Below are 15,191 nucleotides of genomic sequence, written 5' to 3'. Positions count from 1 at the left end.
GGCCGCCGCCCTGCCGGCCCTGCGCCCACCATGCGAATCGGCCGTGCGCTGGAACCGGCCCCAACCCGCACCATTTAGGACGCGACGGCACGCTAGTGCCTGTCACGAACACGGCTATGATGGGCCCGGTTTCAGGATCGGCTTCTGAAGGAAGGGAGTGCGCGATGCGACAGGTGACGGTAGCGGCCACCCAAACGTGGTGCGACTGGAACAAGGAGGGCAACGTCGACCGGGTGGAGGCGCTGGTGCGCCGTGCCGCGGCCCAGGGCGCCCAGATCATCCTGCCGCAGGAACTGTTCGAGACGCCCTACTTCTGCATCAACCAGAAGGCCGCGCACTTCGCCCACGCGGCCCCGGCAGAGGGCCATCCCGTGCTGGCCCGCTTCAGCGCCCTGGCTCGCGAGCTGCAGGTGGTCCTGCCCACCAGCTTCTTCGAGCGGGCGGGCAACGCCTACTTCAACTCCCTGGCCATGATCGACGCCGACGGCGGTATCCTGGGCATTTATCGCAAGAGCCACATCCCCGACGGCCCCGGCTATCAGGAGAAGTTCTACTTCAGCCCCGGCGACACCGGCTTCCAGGTCTACAAGACCCGCTACGCGACCATCGGGACCGCCATCTGCTGGGACCAATGGTTCCCGGAGGCCGCACGCGTCATGGCCCTGCAGGGGGCGGAGATCCTGTTCTACCCCACCGCCATCGGGTCGGAGCCGCAAGACCCCACCCTGGACAGCCGCGATCACTGGCAGCGGGTGATGCAGGGCCATGCCGGTGCCAACCTGGTGCCGCTGGTGGCCAGCAACCGCGTGGGCACCGAGCCGGACGACGACCGCTCCATCACCTTCTACGGCTCCTCCTTCATCGCCGGCCCCAAGGGCGAGAAGGTGGCGGAAGCGAATCGCGAGGAGGAGACGGTGCTGACCGCCACCTTCGACTTGGACGAAATCGCGAAGGTCCGTTCCTCCTGGGGGGTGTTCCGCGACCGCCGGCCGGAGCTCTATGCGCCCCTGTTGACCCTGGATGGACGCACACGCAGGGGTTGACGGCAAATCATTGCCAATTCGGTAGGCAAATGACGCGTTAACCAACAATAACCATTACAAATATGTCATGCATTGGCCTCAACTGCCGCATCCTCAGATAAATCCTTTTGCCAAGGGCGATTCTGCGATAAATGAGGGACGGCAGTTGTTAAATCGAGGTCAATACAAATGGGTGCTCAAAAGAGCTCTGTGACCGGTACCCTTGCGTCCGCGTACTCACTTTCCAAGCGTGGCGAGGGTCCCAATCCTATCGATATCCATGTCGGCAATCGCTTGCGCTTGCGCCGTACTTTGCTGGGCCTGAGCCAGGAAATCCTGGGTGAGGCCGTGGGCATCACGTTCCAGCAGCTGCAAAAGTACGAGCGGGGCATGAACCGCATCAGCGCCAGCCGGCTGTTCAACCTTTCCCAGGTGCTGGGCGTGCCCGTCGGGTACTTCTTCGAAGACCTGCCGGCGACCGAGCAGGCCACGCGCATCGCGCTGGGCAGCGAGGAAGGCGAGACCATGGCCCGGCGTGAGACGCTGGAGCTGGTGCGCGCCTATTACCGCGTGCCGGACGGCGCCGTGCGCCGCCGCGCCTTCGATCTGCTGAAGGCCCTGGGCGGCGACGTTCGGGAAGCCGAAGACGCCTAAAGCCTGAAAGCGTCACGTTTTTTCAGGTATAGTGCCGACCGCCGGATGGCCCCCATCCGGCGGTTGCCTTTTGGGCCCCCTCACCCGCGGATGCCGGAATGCCGCTAACTACCGAAGAGATCATCCTGGACCATGGCTTTCCGGGCACCCACCGGGCCGTGACCGTCCATCGCTTCGGCCCGGCACGCACCGACGCGGCCCCCCGCCCCAAGGCGTACATCCAGGCGGCCCTGCACGCCGACGAGATCCCCGGGCTGTTGGTGGCGCAGCATCTGCTGGCTCGGCTGAAGGCCGCCGACGCGGAAGGCCGCGTGCGGGGCGACATCATCCTGGTGCCCTACGCCAACCCCATTGGCCTGTCGCAAGCCGTGCTGGGCACGGCCATCGGCCGCTTCGCCCTCAGCAGCGGCGTCAACTTCAACCGCGACTTCCCCGACCTGGCCGCCCCGGTGGCCGACCAGGTGCTGGGCCGTCTGGGATCTGACGCCGCCGCCAACGTGGCCCTGGTGCGCCGCGCCGCCCTGGCCGCCATCACGGCATGGGAAACGGCGACCGAGGCCGACAGCCTGCGCAAGATCCTGATGGGTCTGGCCATCGACGCCGACCTGGTGCTGGACCTGCATTGCGACAGCGAAGCCCTGGTCCATGCCTACACCGGCACCGAATCCTGGCCCGACGCCGCCGACGTGATGGCGGAGCTGGGCTGCCGCGCCGTCTTCCTGGCGCTGGAGTCGGGCGGCAATCCATTCGACGAGGCCTGTTCCGGCCTGTGGTGGCGCCTGCGCAACCGCCTGACCGCCGGCCTGTCGGGCGCGGTGCCGCCCCTGCCCGCCGCCTGCCTGGCCGCCACCATCGAGCTGCGCGGCCGCCGCGACGTGGATGATGCCCTGGCCGCCGCCGACGCCGACGCGCTGGTGCGCGTGCTGACCCGGCGCGGCCTGCTGGCGGGCGACGCTAGCGAGCAGCCCGCCCCCGCCTGCCAGGCGACGCCGCTGGCCGGGGTGGACCGTGTGCGGGCCCCCGTGGCCGGGGTGGTCCTCTACACGGTGGCGCTGGGCGACACCGTCACCGTGGGCCAAACGGTCGCGGAGGTGGTGGACCCCGCCACCGGCGCCCGCCACCCCGCGCGCGCGCGCACCCCGGGCATCGTCTGGGCCCGGGCGGAACAGCGCTACACCGCCGCCGGCGCCATCATCACCAGCATCGCCGGCGACCGCCCCCTGGCGGAAGAAGGCAGCGGGCTGCTGACCGCGCGCTGATTTACATCTCCTCAAGCGCCGGGCCCGCATCCGCGGGCTCGGCTATCCTTGTAACTTGAATGAGGCCGGGTCCGGTAAGCTACCGGACGCGGTGGCAGGCAAGAGACCGCGTCTCATGCCGGTGCTAAGGGCACCATCCCTTTCATCCCCCCGTCATAATGGCCCCCTTCCCGTCCACGCGGGCGGCCCTTGCCCCTGGGCCAGGTTCCAGGGAAAGTGACGGTGGGAGAAGCCCCGTCGCGAAAGCGAAGGGATTGAGTCAACGCGGGGATATCATGGTGCGGGGATTTCGGGCGGCGCTGGCCGCCTTCATGTTGGCTGGGCTGATGGCGGTACTGCCGGCGCCGGCCGATGCCGCCTGGTACACGGGGCGCAATGTCACGGTGGACCAGGCAGCCGACGATACGGTCATCGCCTTGGGACGCAACGTCCAGCTCAACAGCACGGTGGCCGGCAGCGCCATCCTGATCAGTTCCACCGCCACGGTCAGCGGCACGGTGGCCGACAGCCTGATCGTGGTGTCGGGCAGCACCACCCTGACGGGCCAGGTGGGCGGGGACGTCGTGCTGGTGGCCGGCAACATCGACATGCAGAAGGGTTCCGTCGTGTCCGGCGACGCCACGCTGCTGGGCGGTGAGGTCACGCTGAACGGTACGGTGGCCGGCGACGTGGCGGTCAAGGGCGGCGAGTTGACCGTGGCCGGCACCATCATGGGCGACGTCGACGCCACCTCCGGCAAGCTGATCCTGCAGCCCGGCGCCCACATCATGGGTGACGTCACCTTCAGCGGCGGCCACGCGCTGGAGCTGCCGGCCGGCGCCCATATCGAAGGCAAGGTGCAGTACAAGGGCGACGGCATGGAACACCACCGCCACCGGGACCGGGATGAAGACGCCGACACGGATGGCGGCAACGACACCCGCGGCCACCACCACAGCGGCTGGCACATCTGGATGCCCTGGTTCGGCGGCATCGGCATGATCAGCTTCGCCGTCGGCATGCTGCTGGTGGGCGCTGTGCTCTACATCTTGTTCCCCGGGACCGTCACCAACGTGGCCGCCGGGATCGCCGGCGACCCCGGCCCGGCGGCGGTGAAGGGCCTGGTGCTGCTGGTCCTGGTGCCGCTGTTCAGCCTGTTCTGCCTGATCACCATCATCGGCATCCCCGTGGCCCTGGTGCTGGGCTTCGCCTACATCCTGGCGCTGATGGTGGCGATGCCGCTGGCCGGCTTCGCCCTGGCCGACATGGTGACCCAGCGGCGCGGCCCGCCGGTCAGCCCGGGGGACCGCATCCGCCGCTATGCCCTGGTGGTGCTGATCCTGGCCGTGCTGCAGCTGATCCCCTTCGTGGGCGGGCTGGTGAAGTTCGGCCTGCTGATGATGGGCCTGGGCGGCCTGGTCAGCCACCTGCGCCGCCGGGGGCCGGTGGCGGCCTACTGAGCCGCCACCGCGTTAGGGCATTGATGCTGCGAGCGGCTGTGGTCCATCGCCGCCCGCAGCGCCTGTCCCTCCGCCAGGATGTCGGATAGGCGCACCTGGCCCAGCGCTGCTTCCAGCGCCGCGCTGGCCTGGTCGAGGGCACCGGTGATGGCCTGGTTGGCCAAATTCTCCACCGGGCACGCCGCGTGGTCGTCGCTGGGGCCGATGGTGAAGACCGACGCCGTCTCCAGCGCCCGGTGCACATCCAGCAGGGTGAGCTCTTCCAAGCGCCGCGTCAGGCGCCAGCCGCCGCGCGGCCCCTTTTCCGAGGCGACATAGCCCCGGTCGCGCAGGCCCGCTATGGTCCGACGCACCACCACGGGGTTGGTGTTCAACATGCGCGCAATGGTTTCCGACGTGGCCACCCCCTCGTGGCAGGCCATGTGGACCAGGACATGCGCCATGCGCGCCAATCGGGAATCCCTGCTCACAGCCCCTAACCTTTCCTGGTGACGGCCCAGCTTAACGGCCCCTGCCGTCATTCGCAACTGTGACAGTGGCGAATCCCTTGACGGCTTCGATTGAATCGTAATAGTCAAAGTTACGATTAATCCACCGGAGGCCATCATGCCCTACGACATCCTGATCATCGGCGGCAGCTATGCCGGCCTGTCGGCTGCCCTGCAGCTGGGCCGCGCCCGTCGCCGCGTGCTGGTGATCGACGCCGGCCAGCGCCGCAACCGCTTCGCCCACGCCTCTCATGGCTTCCTGGGCCAGGACGGCGTGGCGCCCGCCGACATCATCGCCACCGCCCGGGCGCAGCTGGCGCGCTACGCCACCGTGGAGATCCGCGAGGCGGCCGCCATCGCCGCCGCCCGGACCGAGGACGGCGTCTTCAGGGTGGAAGCCACCGCCGGTCCCGTCAGCGGCGCCCGCCTGATCCTGGCCAGCGGCGTGACCGATACCCTGCCCGAGGTGCCGGGCCTGGCGGAGCGCTGGGGCAAACACGTGTTCCACTGCCCTTACTGCCATGGCTATGAGCTGAACCAGGGCCCCATTGGGGTGCTGGCGACGGGGCCCATGTCCCTGCACCACGCCCAGATGCTGCCCGACTGGGGCCCGACCACCCTGTTCCTGAACGGCGCGTTCGAGCCCGACGCCGACCAACTGGCCGACCTGGAGCGACGCGGCGTGACGGTGGAACGCATCCCCGTCGCCGGTTTCTTCGGCAAGGCCGCCGATATCCGCCTGGCCGACGGCCGCACCGTGCCCCTGGCGGGCGTCTTCACCCTGGCCCCCACCCGCATCACCGGCCCGCTGGCAGCGGAACTGGGCGTGGCCATCGAGGATGGCCCCCTAGGTCAGTTCGTGAAGGTGGATGAGCTGCAGCAGACCAGCGTGCCCGGCGTGTTCGCCTGCGGGGACGTGTCGCGCATGATGGCCTCGGTGGCCCTTGCGGTCGCCAGCGGCGCCATGGCCGGCGTCGCCGCGCACCGCTCGCTGCTGTTTCCAACCTGATGGGTTTCCCGAACGCCGCGAGTAGGCTGCACAGCGGACGGGAGAAGCGGGGGCGGATGCGCCGCTATCCTCAGTACAGCGCCCGCTTGCCCGGCGGGCGGCGCGGCAACGTCGTTTCCCGGCGCAGGGTGGCGTAGGCGACAGCGATCTGGGCCGCCACGGCGGCGTTGTTCAGCAGCAGGGCACGGTTGGCCACCAGGCTGGCACCTTCCGTCAACTGCTCCAGGCGGGCCAGCAGGAAGGGCGTCAGTTCCTTGCCGCGCACGCCCTGCCCCTCGGCCTCCGCCACCGCCAGGCGGATGGCCTGCTCGATGGCCTCGGCGTCCAGGGCCGCCTCTTCCGGGATGGGCACGGCGATGATGGCGCCGCCGCTCAGGCCCAGCTGCCACTTGGCGCGCAGGATGCGGGCCACGTCGTCCGCCGAATCACAGCGGCTGTCGACCGGCAGGTTGCACTGGGCGGTGTAGAAGGCGGGGAAGTTGTCGGTGCCGTAGCCGACCACCGGCACGCCCCGTGTCTCCAGGTACTCCAGCGTCTTGGGCAGGTCCAGGATGGCCTTGGCGCCGGCGCAGACCACGGCCACGTCGGTGCGGGCCAGTTCCTCCAAGTCGGCGGAGATGTCCAGCGTGGTCTCCGCTCCCCGGTGCACGCCGCCGATGCCGCCGGTGGCGAAGACGGAAATGCCGGCCAGGCGCGCGGCGATCATGGTGGCGGCGACGGTCGTGGCGCCATCGCCGCCGGCCGCCAGCACCAGCGGCAGGTCGCGCCGGCTCACCTTGCGGATGCCGCCCGCGGCCAGGCGCTCAAAATCCTCCGCCTCCAGGCCGATGCGGATGCGGCCGTCCAGGATGGCGATGGTGGCGGGCACGGCGCCGTTGGCCCGCACTGTCGCCTCCATGGCCTTGGCGGCCTCGATATTGGCGGGATAGGGCAGCCCGTGACTGATCACCGTGGATTCCAGGGCCACGACGGCGCGCCCGGCCTTGATGGCGGCCGCGATCTCCCCCTTGATCACGCAATAGTCCAGCATGCCCGCCCCCTTTATCGATGCCCTCAAGCGCCGGGCGCGGCCATCCGGCCGCTTGGCTTCCTCAGTTTCCAGTCCGCTACGCTCCCCGGAAACTTCCGGCGGATGCAGTCGCATCCTAGCAGCGGCAGGCGAAAAGTCTCATGCCGCCGCAGTTGCCTTGATGCCCTCAAGCGCCGGGCGTTACAGTACCGCCGCCAGGCGCCGGATCAATTCGGCGGCACCGGCCGCCGCCGCCTGGCAGAAGGCGGGGAAGTCCATGTGGCTATCAGCCCCGGCCAGGTCGCTGAGGCTGCGCACCACCAGATAGGGCACGCCCCAGCGCGTCGCCACCTGGGCCACCGACGCGCCCTCCATCTCCACCGCCTGGGCGGCGAAGGTGCGGAACAGCCGGTCGCGCGAGGTCTCGCAGTTCAGGAACTGGTCGCCCGTCAGCACGGTTCCGAAATGGATGCCAGGCATCCGCGCCTCCCCGCCCGTGGCTTCCGCCGACAGGGCGGGCAGCGTCAGGCCCGACAAAGCGGCGCGCGCCTTGGCCTCCAGACCCTTGTCCAGCTCATAGCCGTGGGCTTCGTCGAAGCCCGGCAGGGGCGGCACCCCCGGCTGGTAAACTTTCAATTCGCCATCCGCCAGGGCGCCATAGTCATGCTGCACCAGGCGGGTGGCCACCACCACGTCGCCGATGGCCAGGGCCGGGTCCACGCCGCCGGCCACGCCAGAGAACAGCAGGGCGCGGGCGCCGAACACCTGCAGCAGCAGGGTGGAGACGACGGCGGCGTTGACCTTGCCGATGCCGGCCTCCACCAGCACCACCTGGCGGCCGTCCATGCTGCCCTGCTGGAAGGTGAAGCCGGCGATGTCGCGCGTGCTCTCCGCCCGGAAATGCGCGCCGAAATGGGCGATTTCCTCGGGAATGGCGCAAATCAGCCCCAGCGGGCCGCCCTTCTGCTCGGTCATGTCGGACTTGATCCCATTATTCGCACTGGAGCCCGGCAGCATCCTATTGGGCGCCGGGCCTGAACCTCATATATCCTGAGGGCATGCCGCCTGTCGCGCCAATCTCTGTTCCAGGGCCAGATCCAGAGCTGTTGCCCGCCAACATCGCGGGGTGGTTCGCCCATCGCGGCTGGACGCCGCACGCCCATCAGCTGGAGATGCTGCGCACCGCCCAGCGGGGGGACCATACCCTGCTGATCGCCCCCACCGGCGGCGGCAAGACGCTAGCGGGATTCCTGCCCAGCCTGATCGACCTGTCGGAACGCCCGCGCGAGGGGCTGCACACCCTCTACATCTCCCCCCTCAAGGCGCTGGCGGTGGACATCGCCCGCAACCTGGAACAGCCGGTGGCGGAGCTGCGCCTGCCCATCCGGGTGGAGACGCGCACCGGAGATACGCCGGAGGCCAAGCGCCGCCGCCAGCGCGCCCACCCGCCGCAGATCCTGATGACCACGGTGGAAAGCCTGGCGCTGCTGCTGTCGTATCCCGAGGCGGCGACGCTGTTCGGCACCCTGCGCACCGTCATCGTGGATGAGCTGCACGCCCTGGCCGGGTCGAAGCGCGGCGATCTGCTGGCCCTGCACCTGGCGCGGCTGGCCAGCCTGGCACCCAGCGCCCGTCGCGTCGGCCTGTCCGCCACCGTGGCCCATCCCCAGGCCCTGGCCGATTACCTGGCCCTGCCCAACCATCCTGCGGCACCGACCACGCCCGTCGGTCCACGTGGGGTTAAAATCGTCCGCGGCGCCCCCGGCGCCCCGGCGGAGGTGGGCATCCTGCTGACCATGGAGATCCCCTGGGGCGGGCACATGGCCCTGCAGACCATGCCGGACGTCTATGAACAGGTGAAGGCCTGCGGCACCACCCTGATCTTCGTCAACACCCGCGCCCAGGCCGAGCTGGTGTTCCAGGAGCTGTGGCGCGTGAACGCCGACGCCCTGCCCATCGCCCTGCACCACGGCAGCCTGTCGACTGAGCAGCGCCGCAAGGTCGAGGCGGCCATGGCCCGTGGCGCCCTGCGCGCCGTGGTCGCCACCAGCTCTCTGGACCTGGGCATCGACTGGGCCGCCGTGGACCTGGTGGTGCAGATCGGCGCACCCAAGGGCGTGAGCCGCCTGCTGCAGCGTATCGGCCGCGCCAACCACCGCATCGACCTGACCTCCCGCGCTTTGCTCGTTCCCGCCAACCGGTTCGAGGTGCTGGAGTGCAAGGCCGCCATCGACGCCGTCCATGCCGGCACCCTGGACGGCGACCCGCCGCGCCCCGGCGGGCTGGAGGTGCTGGCCCAGCACGTGGTGGGCACCGCCTGCGCCGGGCCCTTCGACGCCGACCACCTGTTCGCCGAGGTCACCAGCTGCGCGCCTTATGCCCATCTGACTCGGGAGCGGTTCGAGCAGGTCATGGATTTCGTCGCCACCGGCGGCTATGCCCTGCGCGCCTATGAACGCTTCCAGCGCCTGCGCCGGCGGGAGGATGGGCTGTGGCAGCTGGCCAACTACCAGGTAGCGCGACAGTACCGCCTGAACGTCGGCACCATCGTGGAGGAGCCGACGGTCAAGGTCCGCATGTCCAATGGCGGCTCCATCGGCGATGTGGAGGAATATTTCATCCAGGGCCTGGTGCCGGGCGACACCTTCATCTTCGGCGGCCAGCTACTGCGCTTCGTCGGCATGCGCGATAACGCCGCCATCGTGGTCAAGGGCGGCCAGGGCCAGCCCAAGGTGCCGGTCTATGCCGGCGGCCGCCTGCCCCTGACCACCCACCTGGCGGACCGGGTGCGCGCCATGCTGGCCGACCCCGGCCAATGGCGCGAGCTGCCGGCGGAGGTGGCGGAGTGGCTGCGCATCCAGCGCTATGTCTCGGCCCTGCCCGACCGCACCGGCCTGCTGGTGGAAACCTTCCCGCGCGGCGGCAAGGAGTTCCTGGTGGCCTACACCTTCGAGGGCCGCAACGCCCACCAGACCCTGGGCATGCTGCTGACCCGCCGCATGGAACGGCTGGGCCTGCACCCGCTGGGCTTCGTGGCCACCGACTATGTGCTGGCCATCTGGTCGCTGAGCACCGCCACCGACATGGATGCCCTGTTCGCCGAGGACATGCTGGGCGACGACCTGGAGGAGTGGATGGACGAGTCCAGCATGCTGCGCCGGACCTTCCAGACCGTGGCCACCATCGCCGGCACGCTGGAGCGCCGCCACCCGGGGGAGGAAAAGACCAAGCGCCAGATGACGGTCAGCGCCGACCTGATCTACGACGTGCTGCGCCGCCACGATCCCGGCCACCTGCTGCTGCAGGCCACCCGGGCCGAGGCCGCCGCCGGCCTGACCGACGTGCGCCGCCTGGCTGACATGCTGGCCCGCGTGAAGGGGCACATCCGCCACATGGCGCTGGACCGCATCTCCCCCCTGGCGGTGCCCGTGCTGCTGGAGATCGGCCGCGTCATGGTGGGCGGCCGGGCGGACGAGGTGCTGTTGCAGGAGGCGGCCGAGGAGCTAGCGGCCGAGGCGCTGCTGCCCAAGACCATGCGCCAGGGCCAGGGCCTGTTGCCGTTTTAAGGCCGCCCTACCCCTGCCGCCGGGACGGCCCCGGCGCTAGCGGACCTCCTGAAAAACGATAATATAGCCGTCGGGGTCCTTGGTGCTGAACTGCCTCAGCCCATACGGCGCCAGGGTCGGCGCGTCGGCATGAAGGCCGCGCCGCGTGAGCTCGTCGAAGGCTTCGTCGACATCGGCGCAGCCGATGTACAGGACCGTATCTCCATGCGCGGCCACCCGCGCCGGATCGTTTTCCGCAGGCCGTTCGTTCGAATCGAACTGCGTGTTCAACATGATTTGCGCCTGTCCGCGCCGAAGCCAGACCCAATGGGAAAAGGTGCCCTCGCGCGCCTGCACCTCCGGCGAAGCCGCCACCAGGTCGAAGCCGAGGATCTCCCGGTAAAACCTCAGCGCGTCAGGCATGTCGAAGACGCTGATCAAAGGCGTCATTCCCAGTGCGGCAAAGGTCATGGGCGATCCTCCCTGAGGCTGCTCCACTATGATCCCCGCCAACCGGCGCCGCAATCGCTCCACTCGGCTGGGCCAGGGCGCAGGCGGCGCGGGATCGCCCCCGCACCGCTTCGACTGCGCCCGGCCTCAGCCCTGGGTGGACGGGTGCTGGCCATAGGCGTCCATGACGCGAGTGGTATAAACCAGCGCGGCACCGGCGCCGATGGCCACAGCCACGCCCAGGGCCTCGGCGATTTCCTCTTTGGTGGCACCATTCTTGATGGCGGCGTCGGTGTGGACGGTGATACAGCCGTCGCACTTGACGCTCACGGCCACGGCCAGGGCGATCAGCTCGCGGGTCTTGGCATCCAGGTGGTTGGTGTGCTGGCCGGCGCCGCTGATGGTGACGTAGCCCTTCACCGTGTCGGGGCTGAGCTTGGCATAGGCACCGACGCCGGCGCCAATCTGCTGACGATACTGGTTCCAATCGAGCATCATGATCTGCTTCCTTTCATCCGCGGAGCGCCGTCGGGTAAGGCGCCGTCCGGTGTGCGTTTCGATGAGTGAAAGGTAACGCCGGGCCGCCCGCCGCTGAATGCCCGGGCGGATCAAGGTCATGACCGGCAGGATCAACGTTGGCTGGGTGAAGCAAAGTCGATGGACGACGATCGCAACGATGTGCTGAGCGCGCTGGCCCCCCTGATCCAGGTGCGCCCGCAGGTGGAGCAGCACTGCCTGTTCGGCCCCGGCTGGTCGGCCCCGCACGGGCGGGAACCCTTCGGTCTGGCGCCCTTCCACATCGTCACGGCGGGCAAGGCCCAGGTGCTGCTGCCCGACCTGGACCGGACCCTGGATATGAGCGATGGCGATGTCCTGTTGTTGCCCCACGGCGCGCGGCACACGGTGCGCACCGCCGGCGCGCCGGCCGACGCCACAACAAGACTGGAGCGTCACGACAACGGCGTGGTGGAGGTGCGGCGGACCAGCGACCTGTCCGGCGGGCCCCTCGCCGCCCCGACCCTGGACCTGATCTGTGGGCGATTCGCCTTTGAACGGGTGGCTGACAACCCGCTGCTGGCCCTGTTGCCGGAGGCGGTGCACCTGCGCGGTGGCGGGCCGCGCCTGGCCCGGCTGGTGGAAACCATCCGCGACGAGGTGGCCGCCCCCCGCCCCGGCGCCCGCGCCATCGCCACCGACCTGGCCCGCGCCCTGTTCACCATGATCCTGCGCGGGCACCTGGAGGATCACGGCGAGGGCACGGAGGCGGCGGGACTGCTGGCCCGACCGGCAACCGCCCGTGTTGTGGCCGCCCTGGTGCAGGATCCCGCCCGGCCCTGGACCCTGGACCAACTCGCGGACCAGGCCCATCTTTCCCGCGCCAGCCTGGTGCGCGCCTTTCGCGCCGCCGGCGCCCCCGCCCCCCTGGCCTTCCTGGCCCAGGTGCGCATGCAGCTGGCGGTGCGCCATCTGGTGGCCGAGGGCCTGTCGCTGGCGGAAACGGCGGCCCGCGTGGGCTATGAATCGGAAAGCGCGTTCAGCCGCGCCTTCAAACGCCATTACAATGCAGCACCCGGGGACTACCGGGACGCGGCGCGCGCCTGACTGATGGGGACCTCTTTCGCATGAACGCCCGTTTCGGCACCGGCAGCACCGGCGACCAGACCAGCCTGACCGTCAACGGAGCCATGGTGCTGGCCGATGCCAGCGGCGCCCTGTACTGGCCGGACCGGGGCCTGCTGGTGGTGGCCGACCTGCACCTGGAAAAGGGCACGGCCTTCGCCGGGCGCGGCACCCTGCTGCCGCCCTACGACACCGCCGCCACACTGACCCGGCTGGAGGCGGTCTGCCGCCGCCTGGCGCCGCGGCGCGTGCTGTGCCTGGGTGACAGCTTTCATGACCGGCGCGCGGGCGCCCGCGTCTCGGCCGATGACGGCCGGCGCCTTGCGGCGCTGATCCAGGCCCATGAATGGCTGTGGGTGGTGGGCAACCATGACCCCGCCCCGCCGCCGGACTGGGGCGGCCGAGTGGTGGACGATTGGGTGGAGGGCCCCTTGGTTTTCCGGCACGAGGCCCAGAACACGGCCCCTGGGGACCTCACCCCGGCTGGTGAAATCTCCGGCCATTACCATCCCAAGGCCAGCGTGCCGACGCGGGCGCGGCGGGTGGGGGGGCGTTGCTTCATCACCGACGGCAACCGCCTGGTGCTGCCGGCCTTCGGTGCCTACACCGGTGGCCTGGACGTGCGCGAGGCGGCACTGCGCCGGTTGTTCCCGGGCGCCTTCAGCATCGTGCTGCTGCACCGGGATCGCGGCTATGCCTTCCACTCGACCCATATCCTGGGGGCCGATTTGGCGGATACCGGCACATATTGACAAGGCCCCAAAAAGGAAACGGGCGGCCCGGGGATGGGGGGACCCGGGCCGCCCTTAGGTCGTCCGCCGAACGCGCTTTTGGGGGGTGCGCAGCCAGGCCGGGATGGGGGAACCGGTACACTGGATCATCGAGCGGACACTGTTTCAAATAGGATCCCTGCTGGGAAAAACAAGCACGCCAATACATCAGTATAGGGTGGGGAATAGATTTCGCCGGGGGTGATCCACCGGATGGACGGGTACGTATCTTCCGTCATATGCGGTTCGTCCTGCGGCGTTCCGTCCAACATCCTGTCAAAACCCGCGCCAGCCCTACGGTCAGCCCCGAATGTCGCCTTTTTTCTTGCCCGCTATTGTAGCGCTCACACCACGCCGGCCCACCGGCGCATGCCTGTCATCTGCAGAAATGCTAGGGTTCGCCTGATGTTCGCCGTCCCGAAGCCACCCGTCATCGTCTGGTTCCGTCAGGATCTGCGCCTGGCCGACAACCCCGCGCTGGGCCATGCCGCCCAATCCGGCAGGCCGGTGGTCCCGGTCTACATCCTGGACGACCACACGCCGGGACCGTGGGCGCCGGGGGGCGCTTCGCGCTGGTGGCTGCACCACAGCCTGGCGGCGCTATCCGGAGCGCTGGCCGGCCTGGGCTGCCCCCTCATCCTGCGGCGGGGCCGGGCGGACGTGGCGCTGCGCGCCCTGGTACGGGAGACGGGGGCGGAGGCCGTGGTGTGGAACCGCTGCTATGAGCCGCACGCCATCGCCCGCGACAGCACGCTGAAGGCCGACCTAAAGGCCGAGGGCATCGCCGTCGACAGCTTCAATGCCGCCCTGCTGGCGGAACCGTGGACGGTGAAGACCGGCACAGGCGGTCCCTACAAGGTATTCACCCCCTTCTGGAAGGCTGTGCGGGAGGGGTTGGACCCGGGGCGGCCCGAGCCCGCGCCCCGGCACTTGGCCACCCTGCCCACGCCGCCCGACAGCGACCGGCTGGCGGATTGGGGCCTGCTGCCCACCAGGCCCGACTGGGCGGGGGGCCTGCGCGACAGCTGGACACCCGGCGAAGCGGGCGCGCGACAGCGCCTGGAGGATTTCCTGGCCCGGGCCGTGGCACGCTACCCCGAGGGGCGCGACTACCCGGCACAGCCGCTGACATCTCGCCTGTCTCCCCATTTGCACTTCGGAGAGATCTCCCCCCGCCAGATCTGGGCGGCGGCCCAGGCCCAGGCCAAGACCCAGGGCAGTGACGGCGTGGACTCGTTCCTGCGCGAACTGGGGTGGCGCGAGTTTTGCCACCACCTGCTCTATCACTTCCCCTTCCTGTCCGAACGCCCCTTGAACCCGAAGTTCGAGGCCTTCGCCTGGGATGACAACGCCGGCCATCTGGCGGCGTGGCAGCGCGGCCTCACGGGCTACCCCATCGTCGACGCCGGGATGCGGGAGCTGTGGGCCACCGGCTGGATGCACAACCGGGTGCGCATGGTGGTCGGGTCCTTCCTGGTGAAGCACCTGCTGCTGCCCTGGACGGCCGGCCAGGCCTGGTTCTGGGACACGCTGGTGGACGCGGACCTGGCCAACAACACCGCCAGCTGGCAATGGATCGCCGGCTGCGGCGCCGACGCCGCCCCCTACTTCCGCGTGTTCAACCCGGTGCTGCAGGGCGAGAAGTTCGACGCCAAGGGTGATTATGTCCGCCGCTGGGTGCCCGAGCTGGCGGGCCTGCCCGACCGCGTGCTGCACCAACCCTGGACCGCCGATCCCATCACCCTGCGAACCGCCGGCGTGCGCCTCGGCCACGACTACCCCCACCCGGTGGTGGAGCATAAGGCGGCGCGGCAGCGGGCGCTGGACACCTTCGCGGCGATCAGGGACGACAACGATTGACCTCTGGGGTTAAATGCCGATGCGAGATCAGATGGATGACCAGGGACCCACGAATGACGCGGGCAG

At 69.5% G+C, this 15,191-nt stretch carries 14 protein-coding genes; 9 read left to right on the top strand and 5 right to left on the bottom strand.

All coding sequences use genetic code 11. The annotated features are described in order from the left end of the window. The first annotated feature begins 164 nt into the window (after nt 1–164). From aguB to Y958_RS03990, 4 genes are all read left to right on the top strand, one after another. Nucleotides 165–1,043, top strand: a complete 879-nt coding sequence (gene aguB, locus Y958_RS04005) for an N-carbamoylputrescine amidase (protein WP_088870995.1) — start codon at nt 165–167, stop codon at nt 1,041–1,043. Between the two features lie 168 nt (nt 1,044–1,211). Continuing rightward, nucleotides 1,212–1,676 carry a helix-turn-helix domain-containing protein gene (locus Y958_RS04000; RefSeq protein WP_040848567.1) on the top strand — a complete coding sequence of 155 codons (465 nt, stop codon included), beginning with the start codon at nt 1,212–1,214 and terminating at the stop codon, nt 1,674–1,676. Nucleotides 1,677–1,774: 98 nt separating this feature from the next. After that, nucleotides 1,775–2,935 carry a succinylglutamate desuccinylase/aspartoacylase family protein gene (locus tag Y958_RS03995; protein ID WP_088870994.1) on the top strand — a complete coding sequence of 387 codons (1,161 nt, stop codon included), beginning with the start codon at nt 1,775–1,777 and terminating at the stop codon, nt 2,933–2,935. 275 nt (nt 2,936–3,210) lie between these two features. After that, nucleotides 3,211–4,374 carry a bactofilin family protein gene (locus Y958_RS03990; protein WP_088870993.1) on the top strand — a complete coding sequence of 388 codons (1,164 nt, stop codon included), beginning with the start codon at nt 3,211–3,213 and terminating at the stop codon, nt 4,372–4,374. On the opposite strand, the gene Y958_RS03985 is transcribed toward Y958_RS03990, so the two are convergent. Continuing rightward, nucleotides 4,368–4,844, bottom strand: a complete 477-nt coding sequence (locus Y958_RS03985; protein WP_088870992.1) for an Rrf2 family transcriptional regulator — start codon at nt 4,842–4,844, stop codon at nt 4,368–4,370. The two genes, Y958_RS03990 and Y958_RS03985, sit on opposite strands and share 7 nt — an antisense overlap. A 136-nt stretch (nt 4,845–4,980) precedes the next feature. Between Y958_RS03985 and Y958_RS03980 the strand changes: the two genes are divergently transcribed. Beyond that, the gene (locus Y958_RS03980; protein WP_088870991.1) at nt 4,981–5,871 is read left to right on the top strand and encodes an NAD(P)/FAD-dependent oxidoreductase; all 891 of its coding nucleotides are present in this window, start codon (nt 4,981–4,983) and stop codon (nt 5,869–5,871) included. 70 nt (nt 5,872–5,941) lie between these two features. Here the strand turns inward: Y958_RS03980 and Y958_RS03975 are convergent, their stop codons facing one another. Next, entirely contained in the window at nt 5,942–6,901 is a 960-nt protein-coding gene (locus Y958_RS03975; RefSeq protein WP_088870990.1) for a pseudouridine-5'-phosphate glycosidase, read from the bottom strand. Between the two features lie 180 nt (nt 6,902–7,081). Then, a complete protein-coding gene (locus Y958_RS03970) occupies nt 7,082–7,855 on the bottom strand; it encodes a 5'-methylthioadenosine/adenosylhomocysteine nucleosidase (RefSeq protein ID WP_186291249.1) in 774 nt (257 codons plus the stop codon). Nucleotides 7,856–7,986: 131 nt separating this feature from the next. On the opposite strand from Y958_RS03970, the gene Y958_RS03965 reads away from it, so the two are divergent. After that, nucleotides 7,987–10,446 carry a ligase-associated DNA damage response DEXH box helicase gene (locus tag Y958_RS03965; RefSeq protein WP_425600665.1) on the top strand — a complete coding sequence of 820 codons (2,460 nt, stop codon included), beginning with the start codon at nt 7,987–7,989 and terminating at the stop codon, nt 10,444–10,446. Nucleotides 10,447–10,482: 36 nt separating this feature from the next. Here the strand turns inward: Y958_RS03965 and Y958_RS03960 are convergent, their stop codons facing one another. Together Y958_RS03960 and Y958_RS03955 are read right to left on the bottom strand one after the other, a co-directional pair. Beyond that, nucleotides 10,483–10,896, bottom strand: a complete 414-nt coding sequence (locus tag Y958_RS03960; protein ID WP_088870987.1) for a VOC family protein — start codon at nt 10,894–10,896, stop codon at nt 10,483–10,485. 126 nt (nt 10,897–11,022) lie between these two features. Continuing rightward, the gene (locus Y958_RS03955; protein ID WP_411861221.1) at nt 11,023–11,373 is read right to left on the bottom strand and encodes a carboxymuconolactone decarboxylase family protein; all 351 of its coding nucleotides are present in this window, start codon (nt 11,371–11,373) and stop codon (nt 11,023–11,025) included. A 159-nt stretch (nt 11,374–11,532) separates the two neighbouring features. On the opposite strand from Y958_RS03955, the gene Y958_RS03950 reads away from it, so the two are divergent. From Y958_RS03950 to Y958_RS03940, 3 genes are all read left to right on the top strand, one after another. After that, nucleotides 11,533–12,477, top strand: a complete 945-nt coding sequence (locus Y958_RS03950) for an AraC family transcriptional regulator (RefSeq protein WP_088870986.1) — start codon at nt 11,533–11,535, stop codon at nt 12,475–12,477. Nucleotides 12,478–12,497: 20 nt separating this feature from the next. Beyond that, nucleotides 12,498–13,247, top strand: a complete 750-nt coding sequence (pdeM, locus tag Y958_RS03945; protein ID WP_088870985.1) for a ligase-associated DNA damage response endonuclease PdeM — start codon at nt 12,498–12,500, stop codon at nt 13,245–13,247. A 423-nt stretch (nt 13,248–13,670) separates the two neighbouring features. Beyond that, on the top strand, nt 13,671–15,125 hold the full coding sequence (locus Y958_RS03940; protein WP_088870984.1) for a cryptochrome/photolyase family protein: 1,455 nt from the start codon (nt 13,671–13,673) through the stop codon (nt 15,123–15,125). The last annotated feature ends 66 nt before the right edge of the window (nt 15,126–15,191 follow it).

It is taken from the genome of Nitrospirillum viridazoti CBAmc, from assembly GCF_000730165.1.
GTDB lineage: Bacteria > Pseudomonadota > Alphaproteobacteria > Azospirillales > Azospirillaceae > Nitrospirillum > Nitrospirillum viridazoti.
The sequence above is the reverse complement of the archived record's forward strand: the minus strand, read 5'-3'. Positions and strand labels throughout refer to the sequence as shown.

What these genes read in the sequence shown, in the direction of transcription:
- Y958_RS03960 (WP_088870987.1), bottom strand. Translation starts at nt 10,896, where the DNA reads ATGACCTTTGCCGCACTGGGAATGACGCCTTTGATCAGCGTCTTCGAC.
- Y958_RS03940 (WP_088870984.1), top strand. Translation starts at nt 13,671, where the DNA reads ATGTTCGCCGTCCCGAAGCCACCCGTCATCGTCTGGTTCCGTCAGGAT.
- Y958_RS03950 (WP_088870986.1), top strand. Translation starts at nt 11,533, where the DNA reads ATGGACGACGATCGCAACGATGTGCTGAGCGCGCTGGCCCCCCTGATC.
- aguB (WP_088870995.1), top strand. Translation starts at nt 165, where the DNA reads ATGCGACAGGTGACGGTAGCGGCCACCCAAACGTGGTGCGACTGGAAC.
- Y958_RS03970 (WP_186291249.1), bottom strand. Translation starts at nt 7,855, where the DNA reads ATGACCGAGCAGAAGGGCGGCCCGCTGGGGCTGATTTGCGCCATTCCC.
- pdeM (WP_088870985.1), top strand. Translation starts at nt 12,498, where the DNA reads ATGAACGCCCGTTTCGGCACCGGCAGCACCGGCGACCAGACCAGCCTG.
- Y958_RS03975 (WP_088870990.1), bottom strand. Translation starts at nt 6,901, where the DNA reads ATGCTGGACTATTGCGTGATCAAGGGGGAGATCGCGGCCGCCATCAAG.
- Y958_RS03990 (WP_088870993.1), top strand. Translation starts at nt 3,211, where the DNA reads ATGGTGCGGGGATTTCGGGCGGCGCTGGCCGCCTTCATGTTGGCTGGG.
- Y958_RS03995 (WP_088870994.1), top strand. Translation starts at nt 1,775, where the DNA reads ATGCCGCTAACTACCGAAGAGATCATCCTGGACCATGGCTTTCCGGGC.
- Y958_RS04000 (WP_040848567.1), top strand. Translation starts at nt 1,212, where the DNA reads ATGGGTGCTCAAAAGAGCTCTGTGACCGGTACCCTTGCGTCCGCGTAC.
- Y958_RS03980 (WP_088870991.1), top strand. Translation starts at nt 4,981, where the DNA reads ATGCCCTACGACATCCTGATCATCGGCGGCAGCTATGCCGGCCTGTCG.
- Y958_RS03955 (WP_411861221.1), bottom strand. Translation starts at nt 11,373, where the DNA reads ATGATGCTCGATTGGAACCAGTATCGTCAGCAGATTGGCGCCGGCGTC.